The organism is Cytobacillus firmus DS1 (genome assembly GCF_000565285.1).
Taxonomy (GTDB): Bacteria; Bacillota; Bacilli; order Bacillales; family Cytobacillaceae; genus Cytobacillus; species Cytobacillus firmus_A.
Genome location: NZ_APVL01000001.1, coordinates 166,526 through 187,190, shown reverse-complemented (window position 1 = coordinate 187,190; position 20,665 = coordinate 166,526). Strand labels below are relative to the sequence as shown.

At 43.5% G+C, this 20,665-nt stretch carries 18 protein-coding genes and 1 pseudogene; 4 read left to right on the top strand and 15 right to left on the bottom strand.

What is annotated here, in order from left to right; translation table 11 throughout:
- Positions 1 to 170 precede the first annotated feature (170 nt).
- The 9 genes and pseudogenes from PBF_RS00975 to PBF_RS26650 form a co-directional block, all read right to left on the bottom strand.
- Positions 171 to 869 (bottom strand): ABC transporter ATP-binding protein, encoded by a 699-nt coding sequence (locus tag PBF_RS00975; protein ID WP_035325888.1) that lies wholly within the window; start codon positions 867 to 869, stop codon positions 171 to 173.
- A 14-nt stretch (positions 870 to 883) separates the two neighbouring features.
- Entirely contained in the window at positions 884 to 2,344 is a 1,461-nt protein-coding gene (locus tag PBF_RS00970) for an ABC transporter permease (RefSeq protein WP_035325884.1), read from the bottom strand.
- A 13-nt stretch (positions 2,345 to 2,357) separates the two neighbouring features.
- Positions 2,358 to 3,236 carry a peptidylprolyl isomerase gene (locus PBF_RS00965; RefSeq protein ID WP_035325881.1) on the bottom strand — a complete coding sequence of 293 codons (879 nt, stop codon included), beginning with the start codon at positions 3,234 to 3,236 and terminating at the stop codon, positions 2,358 to 2,360.
- A gap of 14 nt (positions 3,237 to 3,250) precedes the next feature.
- Positions 3,251 to 4,450 carry a S1C family serine protease gene (locus tag PBF_RS00960; protein ID WP_035325879.1) on the bottom strand — a complete coding sequence of 400 codons (1,200 nt, stop codon included), beginning with the start codon at positions 4,448 to 4,450 and terminating at the stop codon, positions 3,251 to 3,253.
- A gap of 247 nt (positions 4,451 to 4,697) precedes the next feature.
- Positions 4,698 to 5,819 carry an NADH-dependent flavin oxidoreductase gene (locus tag PBF_RS00955; RefSeq protein WP_035325875.1) on the bottom strand — a complete coding sequence of 374 codons (1,122 nt, stop codon included), beginning with the start codon at positions 5,817 to 5,819 and terminating at the stop codon, positions 4,698 to 4,700.
- A 171-nt stretch (positions 5,820 to 5,990) separates the two neighbouring features.
- Entirely contained in the window at positions 5,991 to 6,215 is a 225-nt protein-coding gene (locus PBF_RS26660) for a GreA/GreB family elongation factor (protein ID WP_235192175.1), read from the bottom strand.
- Positions 6,197 to 6,424, bottom strand: a complete 228-nt coding sequence (locus tag PBF_RS26655) for a hypothetical protein (RefSeq protein ID WP_235192174.1) — start codon at positions 6,422 to 6,424, stop codon at positions 6,197 to 6,199. Before PBF_RS26655 ends, PBF_RS26660 begins: the two co-directional genes overlap by 19 nt.
- 239 nt (positions 6,425 to 6,663) lie before the next feature.
- Positions 6,664 to 8,973: an HYR domain-containing protein gene (locus tag PBF_RS24825; RefSeq protein WP_051488772.1), complete on the bottom strand. Its 2,310-nt coding sequence runs from the start codon at positions 8,971 to 8,973 to the stop codon at positions 6,664 to 6,666.
- Between the two features lie 169 nt (positions 8,974 to 9,142).
- A pseudogene (locus PBF_RS26650) lies at positions 9,143 to 9,259 on the bottom strand (GNAT family N-acetyltransferase); the annotation flags it as partial.
- Between the two features lie 408 nt (positions 9,260 to 9,667).
- Between PBF_RS26650 and PBF_RS26030 the strand changes: the two are divergent.
- Positions 9,668 to 9,817 carry a hypothetical protein gene (locus PBF_RS26030; protein ID WP_156478325.1) on the top strand — a complete coding sequence of 50 codons (150 nt, stop codon included), beginning with the start codon at positions 9,668 to 9,670 and terminating at the stop codon, positions 9,815 to 9,817.
- Positions 9,818 to 9,854: 37 nt separating this feature from the next.
- Here PBF_RS26030 and norA read toward each other — a convergent pair whose 3' ends face one another.
- Positions 9,855 to 11,039, bottom strand: a complete 1,185-nt coding sequence (norA, locus tag PBF_RS00940) for a multidrug efflux MFS transporter NorA (RefSeq protein ID WP_035325872.1) — start codon at positions 11,037 to 11,039, stop codon at positions 9,855 to 9,857.
- Positions 11,040 to 11,137: 98 nt separating this feature from the next.
- On the opposite strand from norA, the gene PBF_RS00935 reads away from it, so the two are divergent.
- On the top strand, positions 11,138 to 11,965 hold the full coding sequence (locus PBF_RS00935; RefSeq protein WP_035325868.1) for a MerR family transcriptional regulator: 828 nt from the start codon (positions 11,138 to 11,140) through the stop codon (positions 11,963 to 11,965).
- Between the two features lie 100 nt (positions 11,966 to 12,065).
- Here PBF_RS00935 and PBF_RS00930 read toward each other — a convergent pair whose 3' ends face one another.
- From PBF_RS00930 to PBF_RS00910, 5 genes are all read right to left on the bottom strand, one after another.
- Entirely contained in the window at positions 12,066 to 12,266 is a 201-nt protein-coding gene (locus PBF_RS00930; protein WP_009335135.1) for a cold-shock protein, read from the bottom strand.
- A 436-nt stretch (positions 12,267 to 12,702) separates the two neighbouring features.
- Entirely contained in the window at positions 12,703 to 14,565 is a 1,863-nt protein-coding gene (locus PBF_RS00925) for an ABC transporter permease (protein ID WP_035325861.1), read from the bottom strand.
- Positions 14,540 to 15,304 carry an ABC transporter ATP-binding protein gene (locus PBF_RS00920; protein WP_035325858.1) on the bottom strand — a complete coding sequence of 255 codons (765 nt, stop codon included), beginning with the start codon at positions 15,302 to 15,304 and terminating at the stop codon, positions 14,540 to 14,542. The genes PBF_RS00925 and PBF_RS00920 overlap by 26 nt, the downstream gene beginning before the upstream one ends.
- An 87-nt stretch (positions 15,305 to 15,391) precedes the next feature.
- On the bottom strand, positions 15,392 to 16,393 hold the full coding sequence (locus PBF_RS00915) for a sensor histidine kinase (RefSeq protein ID WP_035326589.1): 1,002 nt from the start codon (positions 16,391 to 16,393) through the stop codon (positions 15,392 to 15,394).
- A gap of 14 nt (positions 16,394 to 16,407) precedes the next feature.
- On the bottom strand, positions 16,408 to 17,097 hold the full coding sequence (locus PBF_RS00910) for a response regulator transcription factor (protein WP_035325856.1): 690 nt from the start codon (positions 17,095 to 17,097) through the stop codon (positions 16,408 to 16,410).
- A gap of 735 nt (positions 17,098 to 17,832) precedes the next feature.
- Here PBF_RS00910 and PBF_RS00900 point away from each other — a divergent pair.
- Both PBF_RS00900 and PBF_RS00895 read left to right on the top strand, forming a co-directional pair.
- Positions 17,833 to 18,579, top strand: coding sequence for an ABC transporter ATP-binding protein (locus tag PBF_RS00900; RefSeq protein WP_035325851.1), 747 nt, complete (start codon positions 17,833 to 17,835; stop codon positions 18,577 to 18,579).
- Positions 18,576 to 20,531 (top strand): ABC transporter permease, encoded by a 1,956-nt coding sequence (locus PBF_RS00895; protein WP_035325849.1) that lies wholly within the window; start codon positions 18,576 to 18,578, stop codon positions 20,529 to 20,531. Before PBF_RS00900 ends, PBF_RS00895 begins: the two co-directional genes overlap by 4 nt.
- Positions 20,532 to 20,665 lie beyond the last annotated feature (134 nt).

The window sequence follows — 20,665 nt, the reverse complement described above, 5'->3', positions numbered from 1 at the left end:
ATCATAACAAATAAAATATTCTGAATTGAAATTTCATTGAGGCAACAGGCCCGACTTAGTTCATTTATGTGCTACTTCCCACTCTGCCATCGGTTAAAAGAACCAAAAAACGTTCGATACAGCGTACACCAAAAAGGTGCCTCCTCCCCATAGGGAAAAGGCACCTTTCTTCAATTCGAAACCAGCTCGGGTTCGTTGGATGAAACCGCAATACTCCCTTTCGAAAGCTTCACAACCACATCCGAATCTCTCGCAATGTCGGGGTCATGCGTTACGACAATCACGCATTTCCCTTCTTCATGGGCAAGCGCCCGCAAAAGTCCTACAATTTCCCTGGCAGTCTCTTCATCCAGGTTGCCGGTCGGCTCGTCCGCCACAATCAGCTCGGCGTCACAGCACAAGGCCCGGGCAATAGACACACGCTGCTGCTGGCCCCCGCTTAATGTAAGCACTTTTTGCCGGGCCTGAATTTCGGAAATTCCAACCCGCTGCAGCATTTCCAGAGCGATCGCCTTTTTATTTTTCGCAGAAGACCCTGTAATTTCCATCGCCGTCAATACATTCTGCAGGGCTGTCATATAGGGAAGCAGATTATAAGATTGAAAGACAATCGAGACAAATTTGTTCCGGAACCGTGTCAGCCCGATTTTTCGGATATCCTTTCCTTCGTACAGCACTTCTCCTTCTTTCGGAACATCCAGGGCACTGGCCAGTGCCAGGAATGTCGTTTTCCCGGATCCGGACGGCCCGATAATGCTGTAAAAATTCCCTTTTTCAAAACTCACATTAATATTTTTCAAGATATCGTGTTTTTTATTTTCGTGTTTATACCAGTAGCTGATATTTTTGAATTCCAGCAATGAACTCATTTTTCCATCTCCTTTTAATCCTGCTTGCTTAGAATGGCTTTTGGCTGCAGGCGCAATACGGTTAACGAAGGCAATAATGCCGACAATGCCGCAATCACGAGACCGATTAGCGCAAGGAAGCCAAGATCTTCTCCCGTCACCTGTACATTCATTTCATCTACCGTCTCCACTGTTTCCTGAGCCTGCATCATTCCCGGACCGAAGCCGCCCATGCCTCTCCCTCTGAAGGATTCCGGTGTATTGGTCTGTTCCGCTGATGCCAATTCCTGATTCAGGAGCTGGTCGCCAAGCTGGCTCGCCACCACATTGCCGCTCGCTGTGGCAATGCCGAGCGATAGGACAGCCACGACTAAAATTTCCGCCATAAACTGGCCTGCGAGCTTCCACCTTTTTTCCCCGATCGCCAGCAGGACGCCCATTTCATACTTCCGCTCACGGATCGACATCATGACGATCAGGCCCAATATGATCGCTCCGGCAATGGATACCAGGTACACAATATTTTTCGAAAATCCGGCTACATTCTCAATCGGTCCGACCATCTGCTGATAAAGCTGGTCATCGGCATCAAGCTTGAACGTTTCGAAATCAATGCTGCTCTCTGCTTTTGCCTGATCGATAAAGCTCTGCATATCAGCTGGATCCTCTATATAGTAGATGGCGCTATCGATTGTATTTTCATAGTCAGCACCTTTTAGTGCTGCAGCAGCAGTGTATGGAACATACAGTTTGTTATAAGGATTCAGTGCTGTGAAATCCATTGCCTGATCAGATCCGGCAGAAGTTGTCTGATAGATTCCGATCACTTCAAGCTCCATTACAGCCGTTTCATCACGCGGGTTCGTCACGGTAATCTTGTCGCCAACAGCGAGCTCGTTTTCTTCCGCCAATGTCTGTTCAATCAGAGCAACGTTTTTTCCGATATGCTCTTCTGAGATCCCAGTTCCTTCAACAATCGAGGAGGTTCCATCCATAAACTCCGTAACCGAGTCTGTAAAGGCAACCCCCTGCAGGCTCACATCCCCCTGCATCATTCCGCCCGGCATGCCTCTTCCAGGCTCCTGCCCTTCACTGCTTTCCTCAGATGTGTCTGAGGAAGCCGACTCGCTTTCAATCGGCACAAAATCGGTGGCCAGCCCAGTGGTGGATGAGTAAAAATTATAGCCTTTAATCTGGTCATAAGTTGTCAGTTCCTCTGCTGCATCAAGCGGGACAGGCACTGACTGGAAACGTACCCGCTCCCCTCCGCTCTGCTGCTGGGACATCGCCTGCTCTCTCAATTTTTCCATATCTGTCTGCAGGGTGACATCTGCCCCAAGCTTTTGGCGGGCGAGATCACCCGACTTTTCGGCAGCTGTCTGGATCGACAGTCCTGCCAGCACTAATACACAAATCACGGTAAATACGAAGATCTGCAAAATGCTTTTCCCTTTTCTGGCCTTCACGCTTAAAAACGCTCGTTTTAAAAAATTCATCTCAAGATTCCCCTCAGCCCTCTAAATAATTCTTAATCTCATATTCTTCAAATTTCTCTTCCAGCCATGCGGTGTATTCAGTCTGCATCTCTGTTTCAAATAATGTATTTTTAACCTCTTCTTTCACATCTTCATAGACTGCTTCTTTTGCTTCCTGCTTTTCTGCCACTTTGATTACGTGATAGCCATATTCGGTTTTAACAGGATCACTGATTTTACCCGGCTCCAGAGAGAAAGCGACCTCTTCAAATTCCGCGACCATGTCTCCCCTTCCGAAAAAGCCGAGGTCTCCGCCAGAATCTTTGCTGCTATCATCTGTCGAGTATTCAGCCGCCAGCTCTGCGAAGTCCCCGCCATCATTCAGCTTCTCAATGACTTCTTTTACCGTTTCCTCATCCTCTACTAAAATATGGCTCGCTGATACCTGTTCCTCCTGGGCAAAGCTGTCTTTGTTTTCATCAAAATAGGCCTTCATATCCTCTTCCGAAATCTCAATCCTTGGTTCGAGCAGCTTCTTCGTTGCCAGATAGGATTCGATATCCTCCTCAAAATCAGTCATCGAGAGGCCGCTTGATTCGAGTGTCTGCTTTAAAGCATCCACCCCGCCATATGACTCTGCATATACAGCCTTTTCCTCATCAATTTCTTCCTGTGTCACTTTCACATTTTCTTTCTTCGCTTCCTGATCAATCACTTTCTCGGTGATAAGCGAATCCAGAAGCTCCTGCCCGTACTGGTCAACGAGATGCTCATGCAGCTCATCCCTGCTGATTTTTTCCCCGTTTACAGTCGCAGCTGCATTATCCTCTTTTATTGTAAAAATGATGGCTGCCGCTGCTCCGATTGTTAATACACTGCCTAAAATCCAATAAAAAACTTTCTTATTCTTCATCCTGTTCTCCTCTCTTAATTTACTTTCTGGTTGCTTGTCAGCGTGACTTCAGCTGTTTTCAATTCTCCCCCCCGGTAAAATTCAATTTTCACCTTATCGCCAATCGAAAAACCGCTGTATAAATGCTTGCGTAAATCTCCTGAATTCGTGATTTGCTTTCCGCCAATACTGACGAGAATGTCCTCTGCCTGCAATCCTGCTTTAGCTGCAGCGGAATCCGGATCTATGTTTGCTACAATCGCTCCGCTAGTTACGCCATCAGGAAGATTGCGCAAATATTGAGGGGGAACTTCGTCAAAGCTTGCCAGGCCAACACCAAGATACGGGCGGACCACTTGCCCATTTTCAATCAGCTGATCAATCAGTGTTTTCACTTCATTGCTTGGGATGGCAAACCCAAGGCCTTCCACCCCGCTATCCGCGATCTTCAGGCTGTTGATCCCGACCAGCTGCCCGGCTGTATTCATCAATGCGCCGCCGCTGTTGCCCGGGTTGATCGCTGCATCCGTCTGAATGACATTTAAGTTCCATTCCCCTGCAGAAGTGCTCACTTCAATCGAGCGGTCCACCGCACTCACAATGCCCTGTGTCACCGTTCTCGATAAATCCAGGCCAAGCGGATTGCCGATCGCCAGCACCTGATCGCCGACTCTCAGCTTGGAAGAATCCCCAAACGTCATGGCTGCGGCATCTACATTCCCTTTGATTTTCAGCACCGCAATGTCTGTCAGCGCATCGGTTCCAATCAATTCTGCTGTTGCCTTCTCACCATCATGCAGCGTCACCTGAATTTCGCTTGCATTTTCAATCACATGGTTGTTGGTCACAATGTAGGCCGCATCATCCGTCTTTTTAAAAATAACCCCCGACCCCGTACCGCTTTCAGCAGCATCACCCGACTGGCTGAACGGATTATTGTTTTGCTGCTGCATATTCACAACGCCGACAATCGCCTTCGATGCCTGTTCAATTGTATCCGCCAGGGAATTGGATGTGGCAGATACTGGCGTCACATCAAGATTGGATGAGCTTACAGCTTGTCCAGTTTCTTCCTGAATAGTTGCCTGCGGCGTATCTTCCTGGAAATACGGAACGACTGTCAGCGTAAGCGCCGAACCCAGCACACCTGCTGCCACGGTTGACAGGAATCCTTTCCATACCGGCTTTTTCGCGGCCCGGTTCTCCGTTCTGCTTTCTTCGTTAAACTCTGTCATGATTAAACACTTCCTTCTTATCTATTTTGAATTGGAATTAGTTTTTGTTTGCCTTACAAGTCATACTTTAAAGGCACAATGTGTCAGGAAAATGTCAAAGGAATTTTTTTAAAAAAAATATGGCTGACTTCATGGATGGAACTGTCCAGCGTGGGATGGAGGAAGCAAGATGGAGAAAAAACAAAAGGGCAGAAATGACAATGAAAGCTGTCACTTCTGCCCTTTAATTTAATAATAAATGTATCAATTAATCTACAACCGGAAACCAGCCCGGAGTGTTCACGATTGCCTGCCAGAGCGGATCCGGGATGACCAGTTTCTCCTGATCCTTCCTGGATAAAGTAGTGGCAATTTCAGACTCTTTTCCTTCCTGCACCTTCTGCACCCAGTCCGGCTCCATAATCAGTTCCCGGCCAAGGGCGACCATGGCCACTCCCGTTTCCAATGCTTTTACGGCTTCATCAGGGGTATGGATCGACCCTACTCCTATAAGCGGCAGGCGGTTATTCATTTTTTCTAACAGATGCTGAATTCTCGGCTTAGCTTCATCAGCCCCGCGTCTTGGCTTGGACCAGAACTCCATCAGGGAGACATGAAGGTAATCCAGCCCTTTATCTGACAGCACATCCACCAGTTGAAGAGTATCGTCCATAGTGATTCCTGGCTCAGTAGGCTCTTCCGGAGAAAAACGGTATCCGACAATGAATGGCTCTTTTGCATGTTCTTGTACAGCTTTTTGCACTGCGTCTACCACAGCCAGCGGGAACGTCATACGCTTTTCAAGGCTGCCTCCGAAACGGTCCTCACGGCGATTTGAATGCGGAGAAAAGAACTGCTGAATTAAATAGCCGTTGGCGCCATGAATTTCAACGCCATCATAGCCTGCCTCGATGGCCCGGCGGGTAGTCTCGCCGAAAGCGGCAATGATATCCTCCACTTCTTTTTCCGTCAGTGCTCTTGGCGTATTGCTGCTTCCTTCAGACGCAACCGCACTGGCACTTACTGTTTCGCCATTTGGAACGAGCTCAGGAGGGCATTCCCTCCCGCCATGAAAGATCTGCAGAATGGCTTTGGCACCCTGTTCTTTAATGCTGGATGCCAGTCTCGAAAGACTTGGAATCATTCCGTCATGATCGCCGCCAAATTCACCATGGAATCCCTTTCCGTTGGCTGTCACATATGTACAAGCCGTAATCACCATTCCTGCCCCTTTGGAGCGGCGTACGTAATAATCGATCTCGGCATCTGATACTGTTCCATCCGGATGGGAGGAGAAATTGGTCATCGGTGCCAGGACCACTCTGTTTTTGGTTTCCACCTTGTTTTTTAACTTCAATGGTTCTAATAGTGGTTTATAGCTTGGATTCATATAAGTCACTCCTTTTTTTCGTTCACACCTAGTTTGTTTAATGTTTACACAAATTAAACTGGCATCAAACTTACTGTAATACTATAAGTTACAGTTAAGGCAGTCAATTATTTGAATCGCAGCGTTCCCAAAGGAGCAGAGGGACACGTCCCATGTCCCTCTGCTAAAGACTTATTCCTGGTCCCAGGATATATTTTCAATCACCACATCCAGCTGGCCGCTTGGGATCATGAGTGACGTTTTTTCTCCCAGATTTTTTAACCGAAGCTGCCTGCCAACCGGAGACAGGAACGAGATGCACCCATTGTCAGGGTCTGACTCTTCCCGGAGGCAAATATGAGAAACTTCCCGGTCATCCTCCCCGTCAAATAATACAGTTACCTTTGTTTCAACCAATACTTTCCGCAGGCCGCAGGCGCCTGATTACAAAAAGCAATGTATTGCTCTACTTCCCTTACATAAATACTGAGAAAATCCTTTCTCCGCTTTTTTAGCGGACTGGAAGAAAGGTAAAGGCCATTTAAGTCCTGATAATTTTCATCAATATACGTCAGCTGTTTAATAAAGAATTCTTTTTCAGTGAGAGCCTTAAGACTATGGTTCATAATAGATAATCCCCCGGCTCGGATCAAACACCCTGCAAAACTTACATTTTACGTGTCATTTTTCCATGCACCATCCTTTTTTGAATATATAAAAAGCAGACCTTTCCCTTTTAGAAAAGGAAGGTCTACTATATATTTTACAACATAGGATATAGATACCTGAAAAGTCAGTTTACTCACGTTAGGGGCAGACTCCCGGAGGATTATCATCGGAACCGGAACACTCAACCCTTTGTAAATCATGGATACAGGTTTGGACGAGGGAAACAAAATTTAGCGAGCACTTCCATTTTCACATCGGCTTCAACTTGAATATCAAAGCAAATATTGAGTGTGATTTGAAGTCCAAGATCCGGTACACCTGTTTCATTAAAGTTCGTCTCACAGCTTAGGTCAATAATACGGCAATGAATGTTTTGACTTGTTAAAGGTTCCGGCACATAGACAGCCAATCGCCGAGTCTGGCTGATCGCTGGCCGAAATTGATCGATAATTTCTTCTTTGCTGTCAATGATAGTAATTAAGGGGCAAATAGTAAAAATCACGTTGATAATGGCCAAGTCGGTGAGTACACCGTTAACAAGAATTCCTATTCTCTCAATTTTGGATGAAACCTTACAGGACACATTTTCACTGATATCCGGCTGAAACTCAAGCGAAAAAAATCCTGGTAAATCGGGAACTTCGCAAATGACATCCAGTGGCGTTCTGTCTTCAGCAGCCGCCAATGCAACTGCTTCTGCGGCAGGAGATAAAATACTATCTGTTTCAATCGTTAGTGCATCAAACACCCAATCATAGACCCTCCGAGCCCCAATTGCAACACTGTTAAATTCTCCAACTGTTCTTTCTCCAACAGTAACGGTAAATGAACATTCTGCAGTATTTCCTGATCCATCCGTCGCCGTACAATTCACTACAGTATTTCCTGCTGGAAAGAAGGAACCGGAAGACGGAGAACACACCACCGTAACCCCGGGACAATTATCGCTTACATCAGGAGGAGGAAAAGTAACAATCATTCCGCCCTCACCGGCATCGACAGTTACTCTTATATCGTTTGGACAAGTAATTTTGGGAGGTTCAGTATCATTAACTGTAACAGTAAATTCAACAGAATCTGTATTGCCATCAGTGTTGGTGACAGTACAAACAACATTTGTGGTTCCTACCTGAAATATATCTTTTTCTATTACGGAAACATTGTATTGAGGTGGTGAAAAGGTATGGATACTCCCGTTAGAACAGGTAAGCTCATTAATGGGGAAAAATGGGCTAGAAGCTGTAATAGTATAAGATACAGTAGCCGAGCACTCTCCTGTATCATTCTCAACTATAATGTTTCCTGGCCCTTCTATAGTCGGCTGACTAAGGCAGACTGGGCCTGGTTCAGTTAAAAAAGGCATATAGTCTACATTTCCAATTGCTGAGTCAGGGCCTGGCACGGTACTCGGTCCACTTGCGCTTCCCCACCAGTTATTTTCTGCATTAAGTGCAGGCGGAGGCGGGTTCGATGAGTTGAAAAACAGCCCGCCATCTATGTTATTAAATATATTATTATTATTAACATGGACATTTGTTGAAATATTGGTACCTGATCCAATTTTAATCCCATAAGTGACCTTACCGTCCCCTAATATGCCATTGTCATGAACGCAATTATTGGTGATCTGGATATTATTTAAATTACGGTCCAAATAGATGGCGCCATTCGTGCTGCGGCTTCTATATACATCGTTTCCAGCGACTACAGCATCACTTGAAATGACTGTAATTCCATCTTCCACTAAATCACGAACGACATTATTTAGAACCCTGCCCACAAATCTGCCGGTATCCAAAGGGGCAGACGAGGATCCCAATTTGATTCCATCATTCACCTGTGTATTCTGAACGAGGTTCCACTGAATAGTAATATTAGTAGAATTATAAACATATATAGCGGCATCTGGTGACCGGCTATTCTCCACCTGATTATACTGGATGAAGCTATCGAAAGATTCACAGCAAATATTAATGCCATCACCAAAGGTGTCAAATACATAATTATATTCGATTACACCGTCCCGGATATTGCGCAATTGAATTCCTTCATCCAGACTTGATTGGTGAATAATATTATAACTGACTTTTGGCCTTTGTGCCCCTCCAAACGAATTAATTAAATCAGTTCTTCCATTGCGGATTTCAAAACCATTAATGAATACATCATTTGCATTAATCCTAAGAATGTTATCCAATACCCCCCTTCCATCTATGATTGCTTCATTTGCACTCCCCGGAATTCTTGTTGAAAGGAAAGCAGGCCGCGGATCCACATTGGCCTGTGGTCCAAGAATAGTGACACTCTTGTCTATAAAAATTGTAAGACCTGGCTTATATAAGCCCGGGAGTACATGGGTGGTTCCCCCTGAATCAACCGCAAACACCCCCTCCCCGATTGTGGCAAAAGCATCTGTTCCAATTACCGCCGGACCATCTGGGGTAGTAACTTCAGTACCATTCGAAAGCCCAGTCCAATCATCATCAACATAAACGACTGCCGGCATAGATAATTCCTCCTTATTGAATAAGTACTCTTATCTTATGCTGCCACAGTGAAATAGTAAGGGGGTTAGCCCTATTGCAGTACAGAGTTATGCAGGTTTCCCTATTATTTGATAGTTGTACTTACTCTATTAATTCACATTATCTAACAGATGTTAGTTATGGATTGCATTAATTTTGCATGATTTCCTTTAACCGCTTCATTGCCGAATGAATCGTCAGTCTATGAAAGGAAATAAGCTTCTTTTTATAAACAGCCGAAAACGCCCCATAAGGAGTCGGAGAAAGCCAGCTTGCTTATTGTCTTCAAATAGCTGGATATACTTTAGCCCTTTTTCAAACCTTTCGTTCTTATATATCCTAGAGAATTTTTTTACTCCTCAGGCAAAAGCTCCCCGTTCCTTCGAGGAGCTTTGTATTGAATTCAATCATTTGTAGAACTGCCAAAAAAACCACTCTTTTTCCCTAATTACTTCTCTTTTTTGTATTATTTTTCCTTTTCATCTAAACCGAACTGTCAAAAAAAAAGCTCCTGCTTTTGCAGAAACGTGATTTTTGAATAATGTTATGTTGAGTCCCCGGTTCGGACTCCCCCGCACCGTTTTCCACTTCCCCTGTCCAAACAGATGAGGGATCCTCCCGCTGAATAGTTTTCCAAATTTTAAGCACTATAATTGTGTATGGGAGGTGAAGAATTTGCCGCGTCAGAACAATAAATCAGAGAAACAGAAAACAAATTCCGCAGCAGTAAACCGTCAGGGTTCAGGATCAGAATATGAAAAAGAGCGTGCAGGGAATGTGGAAGGGTACGGTCAGCCCTACCCGGAAAATGGAGCTAAACAGTAATGATGGATAAGAGTGAATTAAACGCTAATTCACTCTTTTAGATTGCCTTCACCACTTTGGATGCCTTCTCTGCAGGCTTTTTCCACACGAGGGTTAAACCAATCCCCACTGCAGTGACGAGAGCTGCGAAATAGTAAGGATAGTTAATATCGATATCAAACAGCATTCCCCCTATAATTGGTCCGCTGATATTCGCGAGACTTGTAAACATCGAATTCATTCCGCCCACAAAGCCCTGTTCATTGCCGGCGATATTGGAAAGATAGGAAGTGATAGCCGGACGGAATAAATCGAATCCTACAAATACAAGAAAGGTTACAAGCAGGATCGCAAAATAGGAATGAACAACGGTCATTAAAAATACAAGCAGGCCGGATAACAGTAAGCTGTAGCGGATCAGTTTGATTTCGCCCCAGATGCGGGTGAGGCGGTCAAATAGCAGGATTTGCGATACTGCGCCAAAAATGGCTCCGCCCGTTATGACAATAGCAATATCCGCTGGTTTAAAGGCAAACTTGTGATCGACAAATAAGCTAAAGAAGGATTCAAAAGCAGCAAGCCCAAATGAGGCAATAAAAATCAGAATAAAGGCAAGCAGGTACTTTGGCTCCATCACCCGTCTGAAGCCGCTCTTTCCTGCTTCGGCTCCTTCATTATTTTCCTCATTGCGCTCAGGCTCTGTTAATAAAATCAGGGATAGCACAGCTGCAAGCGCACCAAGTCCCCCTGCAAAGAAAAATGGCACCCGCGTTCCGAACTCTGCTAAAAATCCGCCAATGCCTGGACCGATGATAAAACCGGTGCTGATGGCCGCTGACATATACCCGAGTGCCTTCGGGCGGGTTTCAGTCGTGGTAATGTCCGCAATAAAGGCTGTAACGGCCGGCATAATAAAGGCCGCACTAATCCCGCCTAAAATCCGCGAAACGAACAGAACCTCGATTTCTTTGCCGATCCCGAATAAGAATTCTGATAGGCCGAAAATAAACAGGCCGGTGACAATCATGATTTTCCTGCCCCATTTATCGGCTGCCCTCCCTGCAAACGGGGAAACAATCAGCTGGGCTAAGGCAAATGCTGCTGTCAAATAGCCGATCGTTGTGCCCGTTATGCCTAATTCATTCATCAGCGTAGGCAGGACAGGAATGACCAGGCCGATTCCCAAAAAGGCAATGAATAAATTCGTCAATAATAATCCTAATGTGATTTTTGGTTTTTTCATCTATATCATGCTCCTTACAAAACAGTCAAACTTGATTTATTTATACGATCTATCCTAGTGTATATAGTAACTATATAGTCAAGGGCAGTGATGTAAAAATGAGTAAAAAAGACGGCAAATATTTAACGACAGGTGAATTCGCAAAGCTTTGCAAGGTTAACAAGCAGACCATTTTTTATTACGATCAGATTGGAATTTTGTCACCGGTCATGAAAAATGAAAAAGGATACCGCTATTATTCCATTCATCAATTAGAGTTGTTTTTTGTGATTGATTTATTGAAGGATCTTGGCATGTCACTTAACGATATACAGCAATACATGCAAAATAAATCGCCCGAAAGCTTTTTATCCATCATGTACCGGAAAAAAGAAGAGATTGTAAAGAAGCGTCAGGAAATCGAAATGAAGGAGAAAATGATTGAAGCCAAAATAGCCATAATGGAAGAAGCCTCCCACCTTGATTTTAGCCGGATTACGCTTCAGCGTTTGCCGGAAGCAACCCTTTATTTAAGCAGAAACATTCAAAATATACCGGACGAAGAATTTTTAGAGGTCATTTCGGATTTTATTAATGAATTGCAGATCTCGCAGCTTGATTCTGGCTACCCGATCGGGTCCATAACGAAGCGTGAGCAGGTGCTGAAGGGGGAATACGCCAATTACAGCTATTTGTATATCGAGCAGCCCAATCCAAAGGAAGGCCATCCCTATTTCCGGGCCGTTAAAGGGGATTTCCTCATCGGTTATCATGTTGGGAGCGAAAAAACGATCGGCGATACTTATAAGCGGCTTTTTTCAGAGATGAAATTGCTCGGTTTAACCTTGGGAGAGCATGTATTTGAAGAGTACATTTATGATACTGTCGTCCGGAATGATAAGGAGCATTATGTTACGAAAATTATGATGGAGGTTGAGCGGGGATAGGATTCGCCAATCTTTAATGTGCCCTGCTCCTTAGTGAGCGGGGTGCCACATAAACAAAAAAACAGGCCCATAAAGAGCCTGCCCTGAGTTTGGTTTAAGATTAAGCTTTGCGAACGTTAGCTGCTTGAGCTCCACGCTGGCCTTGCTCAACGTCGAAAGTCACTTCTTGACCTTCTTCTAGAGATTTGTAGCCTTCGCCTTGGATAGCTGAGAAATGAACGAATACGTCTTCTCCACCTTCACGCTCGATGAATCCGAAGCCTTTTTCACTGTTAAACCATTTTACTTTACCGTTTTCCATGTTTGTTGCCTCCTTGTGTGTAAACCACACATTGTGTTACTATCCTTGCTCTCAGTGATCATCAAGACGTAAAGTTTTTACTCACACTATCCTTTACACCGAACAAAAATAATTCTTAATAAGCATAACACTTTTCAGAATTATATGCAAGGAACACAATAATTTATTCAATTTACAACACAGGAATCCAGCATTGACCCCTGGTGTGACGCAGGTTTGGGTTCGGACTTAAAATCCATGTTTCCAGACTTCTGTGTCTGAAGTTGATCCGGGTTCGGACTCTAAACCCTCGGTTCCTGCTTTCTCTGTCAGAAGTTGATCCAAGTTCTGACTCAAAATCCTGTGCTTCTCCCTTTTCTGTCCGAAGCAGCTTAGACTGCAGCAAAATTCTCCAGAAAACAAAGGGCCAGATTCAATCTGACCCTTAATCCTTTTATTAAATCGACGCCTGTATCTGCTTCGTATAGAAAAAGCGCACTATGAAGAAGTAAACAACCTGGATGGCCAGGAAAACACTCAGAACAGCGACAGATTCTTTAAACAAGTTAAAGTAGAACAGATTTGATAACGCTGTCAGGGCTACAGCACCATGGATAAGAGCGATGAGGATCGGCGCGAAAAATAGAATCATCGTTTGTCTGTTTAAGACCTTTTTCAACTCTTTACCGGTCAGCCCCATCTTGGATATCGACCTGAATTTTTGTTTATCTTCATCCAGGTCCATGTAAAGACGGAAGTACAGGAAGCTGCCGGCAGAGACGAAAAAGACAATCCCGATAAACAGTCCGACAAATAAAATGGGACCGTAGCCTTTCATAATCTCATATATTTCATACTCCACTGATGTGATCTCATATCTTGGCAGTTCCTTGTACAGCTTTTCTGAGGCAGCCATGACCCTTTCCTCTCCATCTGTTGCCTGCCAGGCATAATAGCTTTCTTCCCAAGCCGGTTCAGGCAGCTTTTTAAAGTCTTCATCAGACATAATAAAATAGGAATCTATTGCCGGCAGGGCTTTCGAATGAATAGCTTCTTTCGGTTTCAAAACTGTGCCGGACGTCAGTGTAATGGTTTCATTCATGAGGTCCTTCGATTGCCCGAAGTTGGTGCCTTCATACTCCACCACAACCACTTGTCCTTCTTTTAAAGTAACGGGATCTTCACCAATAAGGGAGGCAAAACGGTTAAAATCGGATTGGCTGGCAATCTGAGTGGAACTTCCGCCCACTTCAAAGCTCTGCAATACAGTATGTGCCGATTCAGTCTCAATGTTTTCTTCCTTTAATATTCGGTTGATAGCCGCAACATTTTTCTCTTCTTGATCTTCACTCGTTTTATAGGAAAACGTTGTGGCATTCTGATTTTTCACGCTGGAGGTCAAAACGGTTTGAAAACCGAACAATGTGCCGATCGCACTGAAGGCAACCGTTGAAACCATGGCCACCATAAAGAATGTCCGTGCATTATCCTTCATGCGGAAAGCTAAATCGGAAAACAGCAGCATATTGGTCTTAAACCAGAAAACACTCTCATTCTTCTTTAATCTCCTAATGATAAACACGCTTAATTGCGTAAATAACAGGTAGGTCCCAATGCTGACAACGATGATCACCGGCACCATGGCGGCTACTACCATCACACCTTTTGCGAGTAAAGCGACTGCATACCCCGCTCCTAATAAAAGAACAGCCAGCAACGTTAAGAAAAGATTCGCTTTCGGCTCACCCTTTGACATCTTATTTCCTTTAATTAATTCAATCAGCTTTTTGCTGCGCAGAACATACGTGACAAATAAGGAAATAAAGAAAAATAAAATGATGAAAGATATAAGGGTAACCAGAATGGCTTTTACCGGAAAATAAAAAGAAAGCGTACGTTCAATAATCAGCACATTCTCAGCCAGAAGCAAAATCCCTTTTGCAAACACAAGGCCCAGGAGAATGCCGCCCACAGTTGCAAATAAGCCAATCAGCATATTCTCCAAAAACACCATGAGGCGGATCTGCTTCATGCTCATGCCCTGTATCATTAATAAGCCGAATTCTCTTTTCCTGGACTGCAAAAATGAGCTCATCGAATACAACACAAAAAAGAACGAAAACACATAGATAATTCCGGCTGCTGCATTCATTCCCTTCGTGACGGTTGAGTTCATCGCATCCCCGCTTAATGCAGGATGATTCGCAAAAATCGAGAAGGTAAAGAAGACCATGACTGTAAATAAACTGCTGAGAAAATAGGCTGCATACAGCCGCTTGTTGCGGATGACATTATTAAACGCGAACTGACGAAAGGTCATGTGCATCCCCTCCCAGCAGCGAAAGTGTATCGATGATCTTTTGGAAAAACGCCTGGCGGTTATCGCCACGGTGTATCTCCGAATAGAATTTGCCGTCCCGGATGAAGATGACCCGGTTGCAATAGCTCGCCGCCTGTGCATCATGTGTGACAAGCATCATCGTGGTCTTCTCCGTTTTATTAATCGATTCAAGCATTTCCATTACATCCTTGGAAGACTTGGAATCCAGATTTCCTGTCGGTTCATCTGCCAATAGCAGCTTTGGCGTATGAATCATCGCTCTTGCCACAGCGGCTCTTTGCGCCTGTCCCCCGGAAATTTCATACGTCCGTTTATTCATAATGCCGGTAATCCCCAGTTTTTCAGCAATTTGATGGGCTTTTCCCTTCATTTCCTTCACTTTTTTTCCGTCCAATGTCAGCGGAAGGACCATATTTTCTTCAACCGTCAAGGTATGAAGCAGGTTGAAGTCCTGGAATACAAAGCCCAGTTCACGGCGCCGGAATTGAGCAAGCTCCTCTTTTTTTAAGACATGGGGATTTCTATCATTAATCAGGATTTCCCCTGTTGTCGGTTCATCAATGGTGGCAATCATGTTCAGCAGCGTCGTTTTCCCGCTTCCAGAAGGACCCATGATTCCGACAAATTCACCTTCTTCAATAGTTAAGTTAATATCCGTTAACGCACGATAGGCGATCTTTCCTTCATAAATCTTGCTTACTTGTTTTACTTTTAGCATCACAAGTTCTCCTTTCACAGTCAGTTGACTTGTGATCAGTATATCGTCTATTCCCAGTTCCAAAAATCGATTTTTCTTTCACTTACCTTACAAGATTGTAAGGTTCTGTGTTTTTCCAAAAATCAGCCGGAAAAGGGACCCTTCCCCAAGCGTGGATTCCAGTTCAATCCGATGGCCAAGGTAGTCTGCCGCCTCCTTCGTCAAGTACAGACCCATACCTGTGGACTCTCTGAATTTCCGCCCATTTTCACCGGTATAAAAAGGTTCAAACACACGGCGCTTGTCCGCCTCTGGGATGCCGGCGCCAAAATCCTTCACTTCTAAGACAGCTTCCCCGTCTTTTTCATAGACGGAAATATCAACCCTGCTGCTCTTTCCCCTGGAATACTTGACCGCATTATGGATCAGCTGAGAAAGTATAAAGAACAGCCATTTCTCATCTGTCTCCACGATTATGTTTTCTTTTTCCTGCAGAAGATTCGGATAGATCCCGTTCCGGATATAAAACCGTTTGTTTTCGCCATTTACTTCATGAATGATTTTCGACAAGTGTACAGGTTTGATATGAAAATCCTGTTCGATTGTCCGGAGTCTCGCCATATAAAGGATGGTGTTCAAGCCCGTTTTCATCCGGTCTGTTTCTTCCCGGATGCTTGATGAATCCGGTTCATCCAGGTTTTGTGCAATCAGCTCAATGACAGAAAGCGGTGTTTTCATCTGATGGACCCATTGATCCATGAACTTCAGGTGCTCATCCTGCCTGGATTCCAGCGCTTTGATTCTCGTTTGATAGTGTTTATACTGGGCCTTCAGCAGTTCATCAAGAGCCCTGGAGATGGAGGAGTTTTCTGTTGTCTGAAAGGAATCGTCAAGAGAAGAAAGCTCATTTGTCAGCCTTTTGTAAAACATGCGGCGGCTAAAATAGTGGTAGGCAAGGTAAGCAGTGAGAAAGAATAGTCCGAGAAATATGCCATAGAGAGCCGGCAATAGACGCTGATAGCCATCAAGCCAGTAAATAGCCAGAACCACAAAAAATTGAACAATCTGTACAGCAATTAATAGCGCATGCTCTTTAAAAAATAATTTCATGTCTCTCCAGCCTTTCACCAGGTAACAATCAAACGATAGCCTGCCCCTCTCACGGTTTCGACCGCTCCTGAAAGCCCGATTGCCTCAAATTTTTTTCTTACCCTTGCCATATTTACATTCAGTGTATTTTCATCCACATAAACCTGCTCATCCCACAGCTTTTCAAGAAGATCCTCACGCCCTGCCACACGCGGGTGCCGCTCCAGGAGACTTTCGATAATATCCGCTTCTTTTTTAGACAGCTGGACCGCCTTATTACGAAATGTGAGTTCCATTCTTTCCGGAAACAGCTTTAATCCCTCAGCCTCGATAATTCGTTCCTGTGCCTGTGAGGCATACTCCCCGTATGCCCGGCGCAGCTGGCTGCGGATTTTTGCCATCACAATTTCGGGATGAAACGGCTTTGTGATAAAATCATCCCCACCATTTTCAAGCGCCATCACCTGGTCCATCTCCCCTACCCGTGCGGAAATAAAGATGACCGGACAAATGGACTCCTTTCGGATTTGCCTGCACCAGTAATACCCGTCAAAGCTCGGAAGATTAATATCCAGAAGCACAAGATCCGGTTTATGTTTATGAAATTCCCCCATCACATCATCGAACTGTTCCGCAGCCGCAGCATCATACCCATACTTCACTAAGTGTGACTGCAGGTGCTCCGCGATTTTCGGATCATCCTCAATAATGAATACTTTCTGCATCCTCTCACTCCTTTGTCTTAGAAAATTATGCCACAAAGAGAACGGGAAAGAAAAGCAGAAGGCGACCGCCTTTCAGCTTAGACCCTAGAGTTGCTGGGGTTCGAAGCTGGACAGTTATCTAACTTTAGTTCTGTAAAAAGAAGCCTCAGCAATCAGCAATCCTTTTTAGACACACGCTCATTTGTCCAATACACTAATCTATTTGCAATACCCTATAAGTTATGGTTAATAGAATCGATTAACAAAAATGAAAGAAGCAGAATGGATAAGGCAGCAGACGATTTCCCAAATGAGAAAGTAATGTACCTTTTTGCAATAGTAGTTAGGGACTTTTATTATTTAAAGGTGCAAATTAATGTGTCATTGCTTCCGTGAACTTAGAATAAAATCCCCTTTTCCAGAAAAATACTTAATGAAACTGGAATAAAGAAGGGATTAGAGCATCCTGGGACTATAAAAAAACAGTCGGATATTGGATGAACTTATCTTTAGATTCCAGTCTATATGTAAATAAGATTCATTAACGTAAAAGATATACCTTTCAATAGAAAATAGAGGGCTGACCAATATAATTGCCAGCCAATTTCCCTTCAGTAAGTTTATCTCCATTTTAAAATGACGCGATTCTGCCGACTCTGCCTTCAACATGACAAAAGTGTCACTTTACATTCTGTTATATCGATGGTTGGCGGGAAAAAATGCCGCTATAGTATGGTAGTGAAGGAGGACGAAACCATGACCAAAATGATACAAACAAAAAACCTATCAAAATCTTATGGAAAAACACAGGTCTTAAAAAATATTGATTTGACTGTCGAGCGAGGGGAATTAACTGCCATTATGGGTCCCTCCGGCTCCGGAAAAACGACGTTAATGAATACTCTATCAACCATTGATGTCTTTAGCGGGGGGAATGTTTGGATAGAGGGAAATTCCCTTTTAGATATGAAAAAGAAAGACCTGCGGGAGTTCCGCCAAAAAAGAATGGGATTTATTTTTCAAGACTATAACTTACTGGATACCTTAACGGTGAAGGAGAATATCCTTCTCCCGCTTTCGCTGCAGAAAACACCTGTTGCCGAAATGGAAAAGCGATTAGCAAAATTGATTGATGCCTTAAATATTGAATCCATTTTACATCAATATCCTTCTGAAATTTCCGGCGGCCAGAAACAGCGTACAGCTGCCGCACGGGCAATTATTACTAATCCGGCAATTGTATTTGCTGATGAACCTACGGGTGCACTCGATTCCCGATCTGCTACCCAGCTGCTGGAACAAATTCAATTGCTCAATGAAACCTTCAAGACAACCGTTCTGATGATTACTCATGATCCGTATGCAGCCAGCTACTGTCAGCGGGTAGTTTTTCTCCGTGATGGAAAAATCGTCAACGAAATGTTTAAAGGGGAGCAGACGGAAAAGGAATTCTTTGACCGCATCCTGACGATCCAAAGTGCTATAGGAAGTGGCCGTCGATGAACTTAGTAGATTTATCATGGAGGAACATGAAGCGGAACTTCCGTTTGTATTCCATTTATTTCATTTCCATGTTTGTCGGGGTTGTCATTTACTTTACCTTTTCCGGTCTAATGTTTAACAAAGATGTAGTCGCAGCCATTCAAAATAAAGAAAACTACAAAATGGTCATTTCCCTTGCTTCTGTTATTGTCTTTTTGTTTATAGTATTTTTTATTTTGTACGCGAACTCCTTTTTCATGAAGCAGCGAAAAAAAGAGTTCGGCATGTATTTACTTTACGGGATGAAAGAACGGCAAGTTGCCGCAATGGTCTTCTTTGAAACATTATTCTTGAGCGCCATTTCGGTTTCCAGCGGTATATTAATCGGTGGATTGCTTTCGAAGTTTTTCGGTGCGGTATTAATGAACTTAATGCGCTACAATGAGGACATTTCTTTTGCTTTTCCATTGGAAGCGATTGTATCAACAGTTCTGTTATTTGCGTTACTAATCATCATTATTACAATTCAAAGTTATCTTAATGTCCGGCGTGTCCAGTTAGTGGAATTGTTTCATGCAAAGGAAAAAAGGGATAAACCGTTTACATTTTCTTTTGGCCTGGCGTTATTGTCCATTATATTGATTGCCGGATCTTACTATATGATTACCATTGGAGATACGGACATCTGGAAAGACCATTTTAAAGAAACATTAACTGCTGTAACTGTGGCACTAATTGCCGGGACGTATTTATTTTTCCGTCAGTTTTCCGGCTGGATGCTGCAAAAGCTGAGTCAAAGGAAAAATTATTTTATTGGCAGTAAAATGTTATGGATATCCTCTCTCCGTTTTTCCATTCGGGGAAATACAATCAATTTTACATTCAATTCACTGATTAGTGCGATTGTCATCTTTACAGTCGGATTTATCGCTGTAGATTACGCTGTGAAAGGTGAGGTTGTGAAAAAAGAATTCCCGAACCATATTGCTTTTTCGACCCAGGATGCTGAAACTCAAAAACAAATTGAACAAATCATGAATGACTCACATCCAATCATTGATCATGAGACCATTACGGGCATACAAACAGATAAAATTCAAAGTAGAGATGCATTCTTTAGTCATCCCCAATATTACACCGAGGAATTTTACCTTTTTCCGGAATCCCAATTAAATGCAATAATTGATCTGCGTAAAACGGGTGAAAAAGTAGATCTAAAAGGTGAAGAATCTATTGTATTAACAAGAGGAATTGATGAACCGGAAAAATATAAAAATTCTCAGCCTGAAATGACCGTTTTGGAAGACCATACATTTCGTGTAGTCGAAAAAATACGGTACCCGCTGTTAAGCATCCCAACGAGCCCTGGAGGAAATACCAAGCCGCAGCCTTCAGTCCTCATTATCTCAGACGAAGCTTTTGAGAACTTAAAGGAACATCGCACCCTTTCTTCATTTGAAATTTATCAAATCGAAGATCCCAAAACATCCAATGATGTATCACGGGAAATATACGACCTCGTTATGAAAACAGATGGTGCCTATTATTCAGCCTATATTGATATGTATTCCGTAGATACGGAGTCGTCTTCTTTAATCTTGTTCTCCGTTGCCTTTTTTGCGGTTATTGCATTGTTTGCTTTAGGAAGTGTCATTTACTTTAAACAGCTCCGTGAAGCTACAGAAGAACGGGAGCACTACGCCATTTTACGAAAAATCGGTGTGGACGACAAAGACATGAAAAAGATTATCCGAAAACAATTGCTGTTCGTATTTTTGCCGCCGCTTCTGCTTGGGCTGCTGCACAGCTGGTTCCTTTTATATTACACAGTCATCCTGGTGATAAAAGATTTGCCTTCATTAACGGCGATTATTTTTTCAGTCATGGGATTATATGTGTTAACGTATCTAATCTTTTACATTTCATCCGTATCTATTTACTACAAAATTGTCAGCGAAAAAAACACACGATGAGTTACATTACTCATCGTGTGTCAGGCTGTCGAGAAACTATCGACAGCCTTTATTTTAATAGTTAACTTTAATTATTCACCGCGTTAATATGTTATAATTAACCCATTAAATCCTATAGATTGTGGTGAATTTAC

Bases quoted from the DNA above. Each gene is read 5' to 3' on its own strand.
- PBF_RS26655 (WP_235192174.1), bottom strand. From the start codon at position 6,424: ATGAACCATAGTCTTAAGGCTCTCACTGAAAAAGAATTCTTTATTAAA.
- PBF_RS00920 (WP_035325858.1), bottom strand. From the start codon at position 15,304: ATGCTAAAAGTAAAACAAGTAAGCAAGATTTATGAAGGAAAGATCGCC.
- PBF_RS00935 (WP_035325868.1), top strand. From the start codon at position 11,138: ATGAGTAAAAAAGACGGCAAATATTTAACGACAGGTGAATTCGCAAAG.
- PBF_RS00915 (WP_035326589.1), bottom strand. From the start codon at position 16,393: ATGAAATTATTTTTTAAAGAGCATGCGCTATTAATTGCTGTACAGATT.
- PBF_RS00925 (WP_035325861.1), bottom strand. From the start codon at position 14,565: ATGACCTTTCGTCAGTTCGCGTTTAATAATGTCATCCGCAACAAGCGG.
- PBF_RS24825 (WP_051488772.1), bottom strand. From the start codon at position 8,973: ATGCCGGCAGTCGTTTATGTTGATGATGATTGGACTGGGCTTTCGAAT.
- PBF_RS00960 (WP_035325879.1), bottom strand. From the start codon at position 4,450: ATGACAGAGTTTAACGAAGAAAGCAGAACGGAGAACCGGGCCGCGAAA.
- PBF_RS00930 (WP_009335135.1), bottom strand. From the start codon at position 12,266: ATGGAAAACGGTAAAGTAAAATGGTTTAACAGTGAAAAAGGCTTCGGA.
- PBF_RS00965 (WP_035325881.1), bottom strand. From the start codon at position 3,236: ATGAAGAATAAGAAAGTTTTTTATTGGATTTTAGGCAGTGTATTAACA.
- PBF_RS00900 (WP_035325851.1), top strand. From the start codon at position 17,833: ATGACCAAAATGATACAAACAAAAAACCTATCAAAATCTTATGGAAAA.
- PBF_RS00895 (WP_035325849.1), top strand. From the start codon at position 18,576: ATGAACTTAGTAGATTTATCATGGAGGAACATGAAGCGGAACTTCCGT.
- PBF_RS00955 (WP_035325875.1), bottom strand. From the start codon at position 5,819: ATGAATCCAAGCTATAAACCACTATTAGAACCATTGAAGTTAAAAAAC.
- PBF_RS00970 (WP_035325884.1), bottom strand. From the start codon at position 2,344: ATGAATTTTTTAAAACGAGCGTTTTTAAGCGTGAAGGCCAGAAAAGGG.
- PBF_RS00975 (WP_035325888.1), bottom strand. From the start codon at position 869: ATGAGTTCATTGCTGGAATTCAAAAATATCAGCTACTGGTATAAACAC.
- PBF_RS00910 (WP_035325856.1), bottom strand. From the start codon at position 17,097: ATGCAGAAAGTATTCATTATTGAGGATGATCCGAAAATCGCGGAGCAC.
- norA (WP_035325872.1), bottom strand. From the start codon at position 11,039: ATGAAAAAACCAAAAATCACATTAGGATTATTATTGACGAATTTATTC.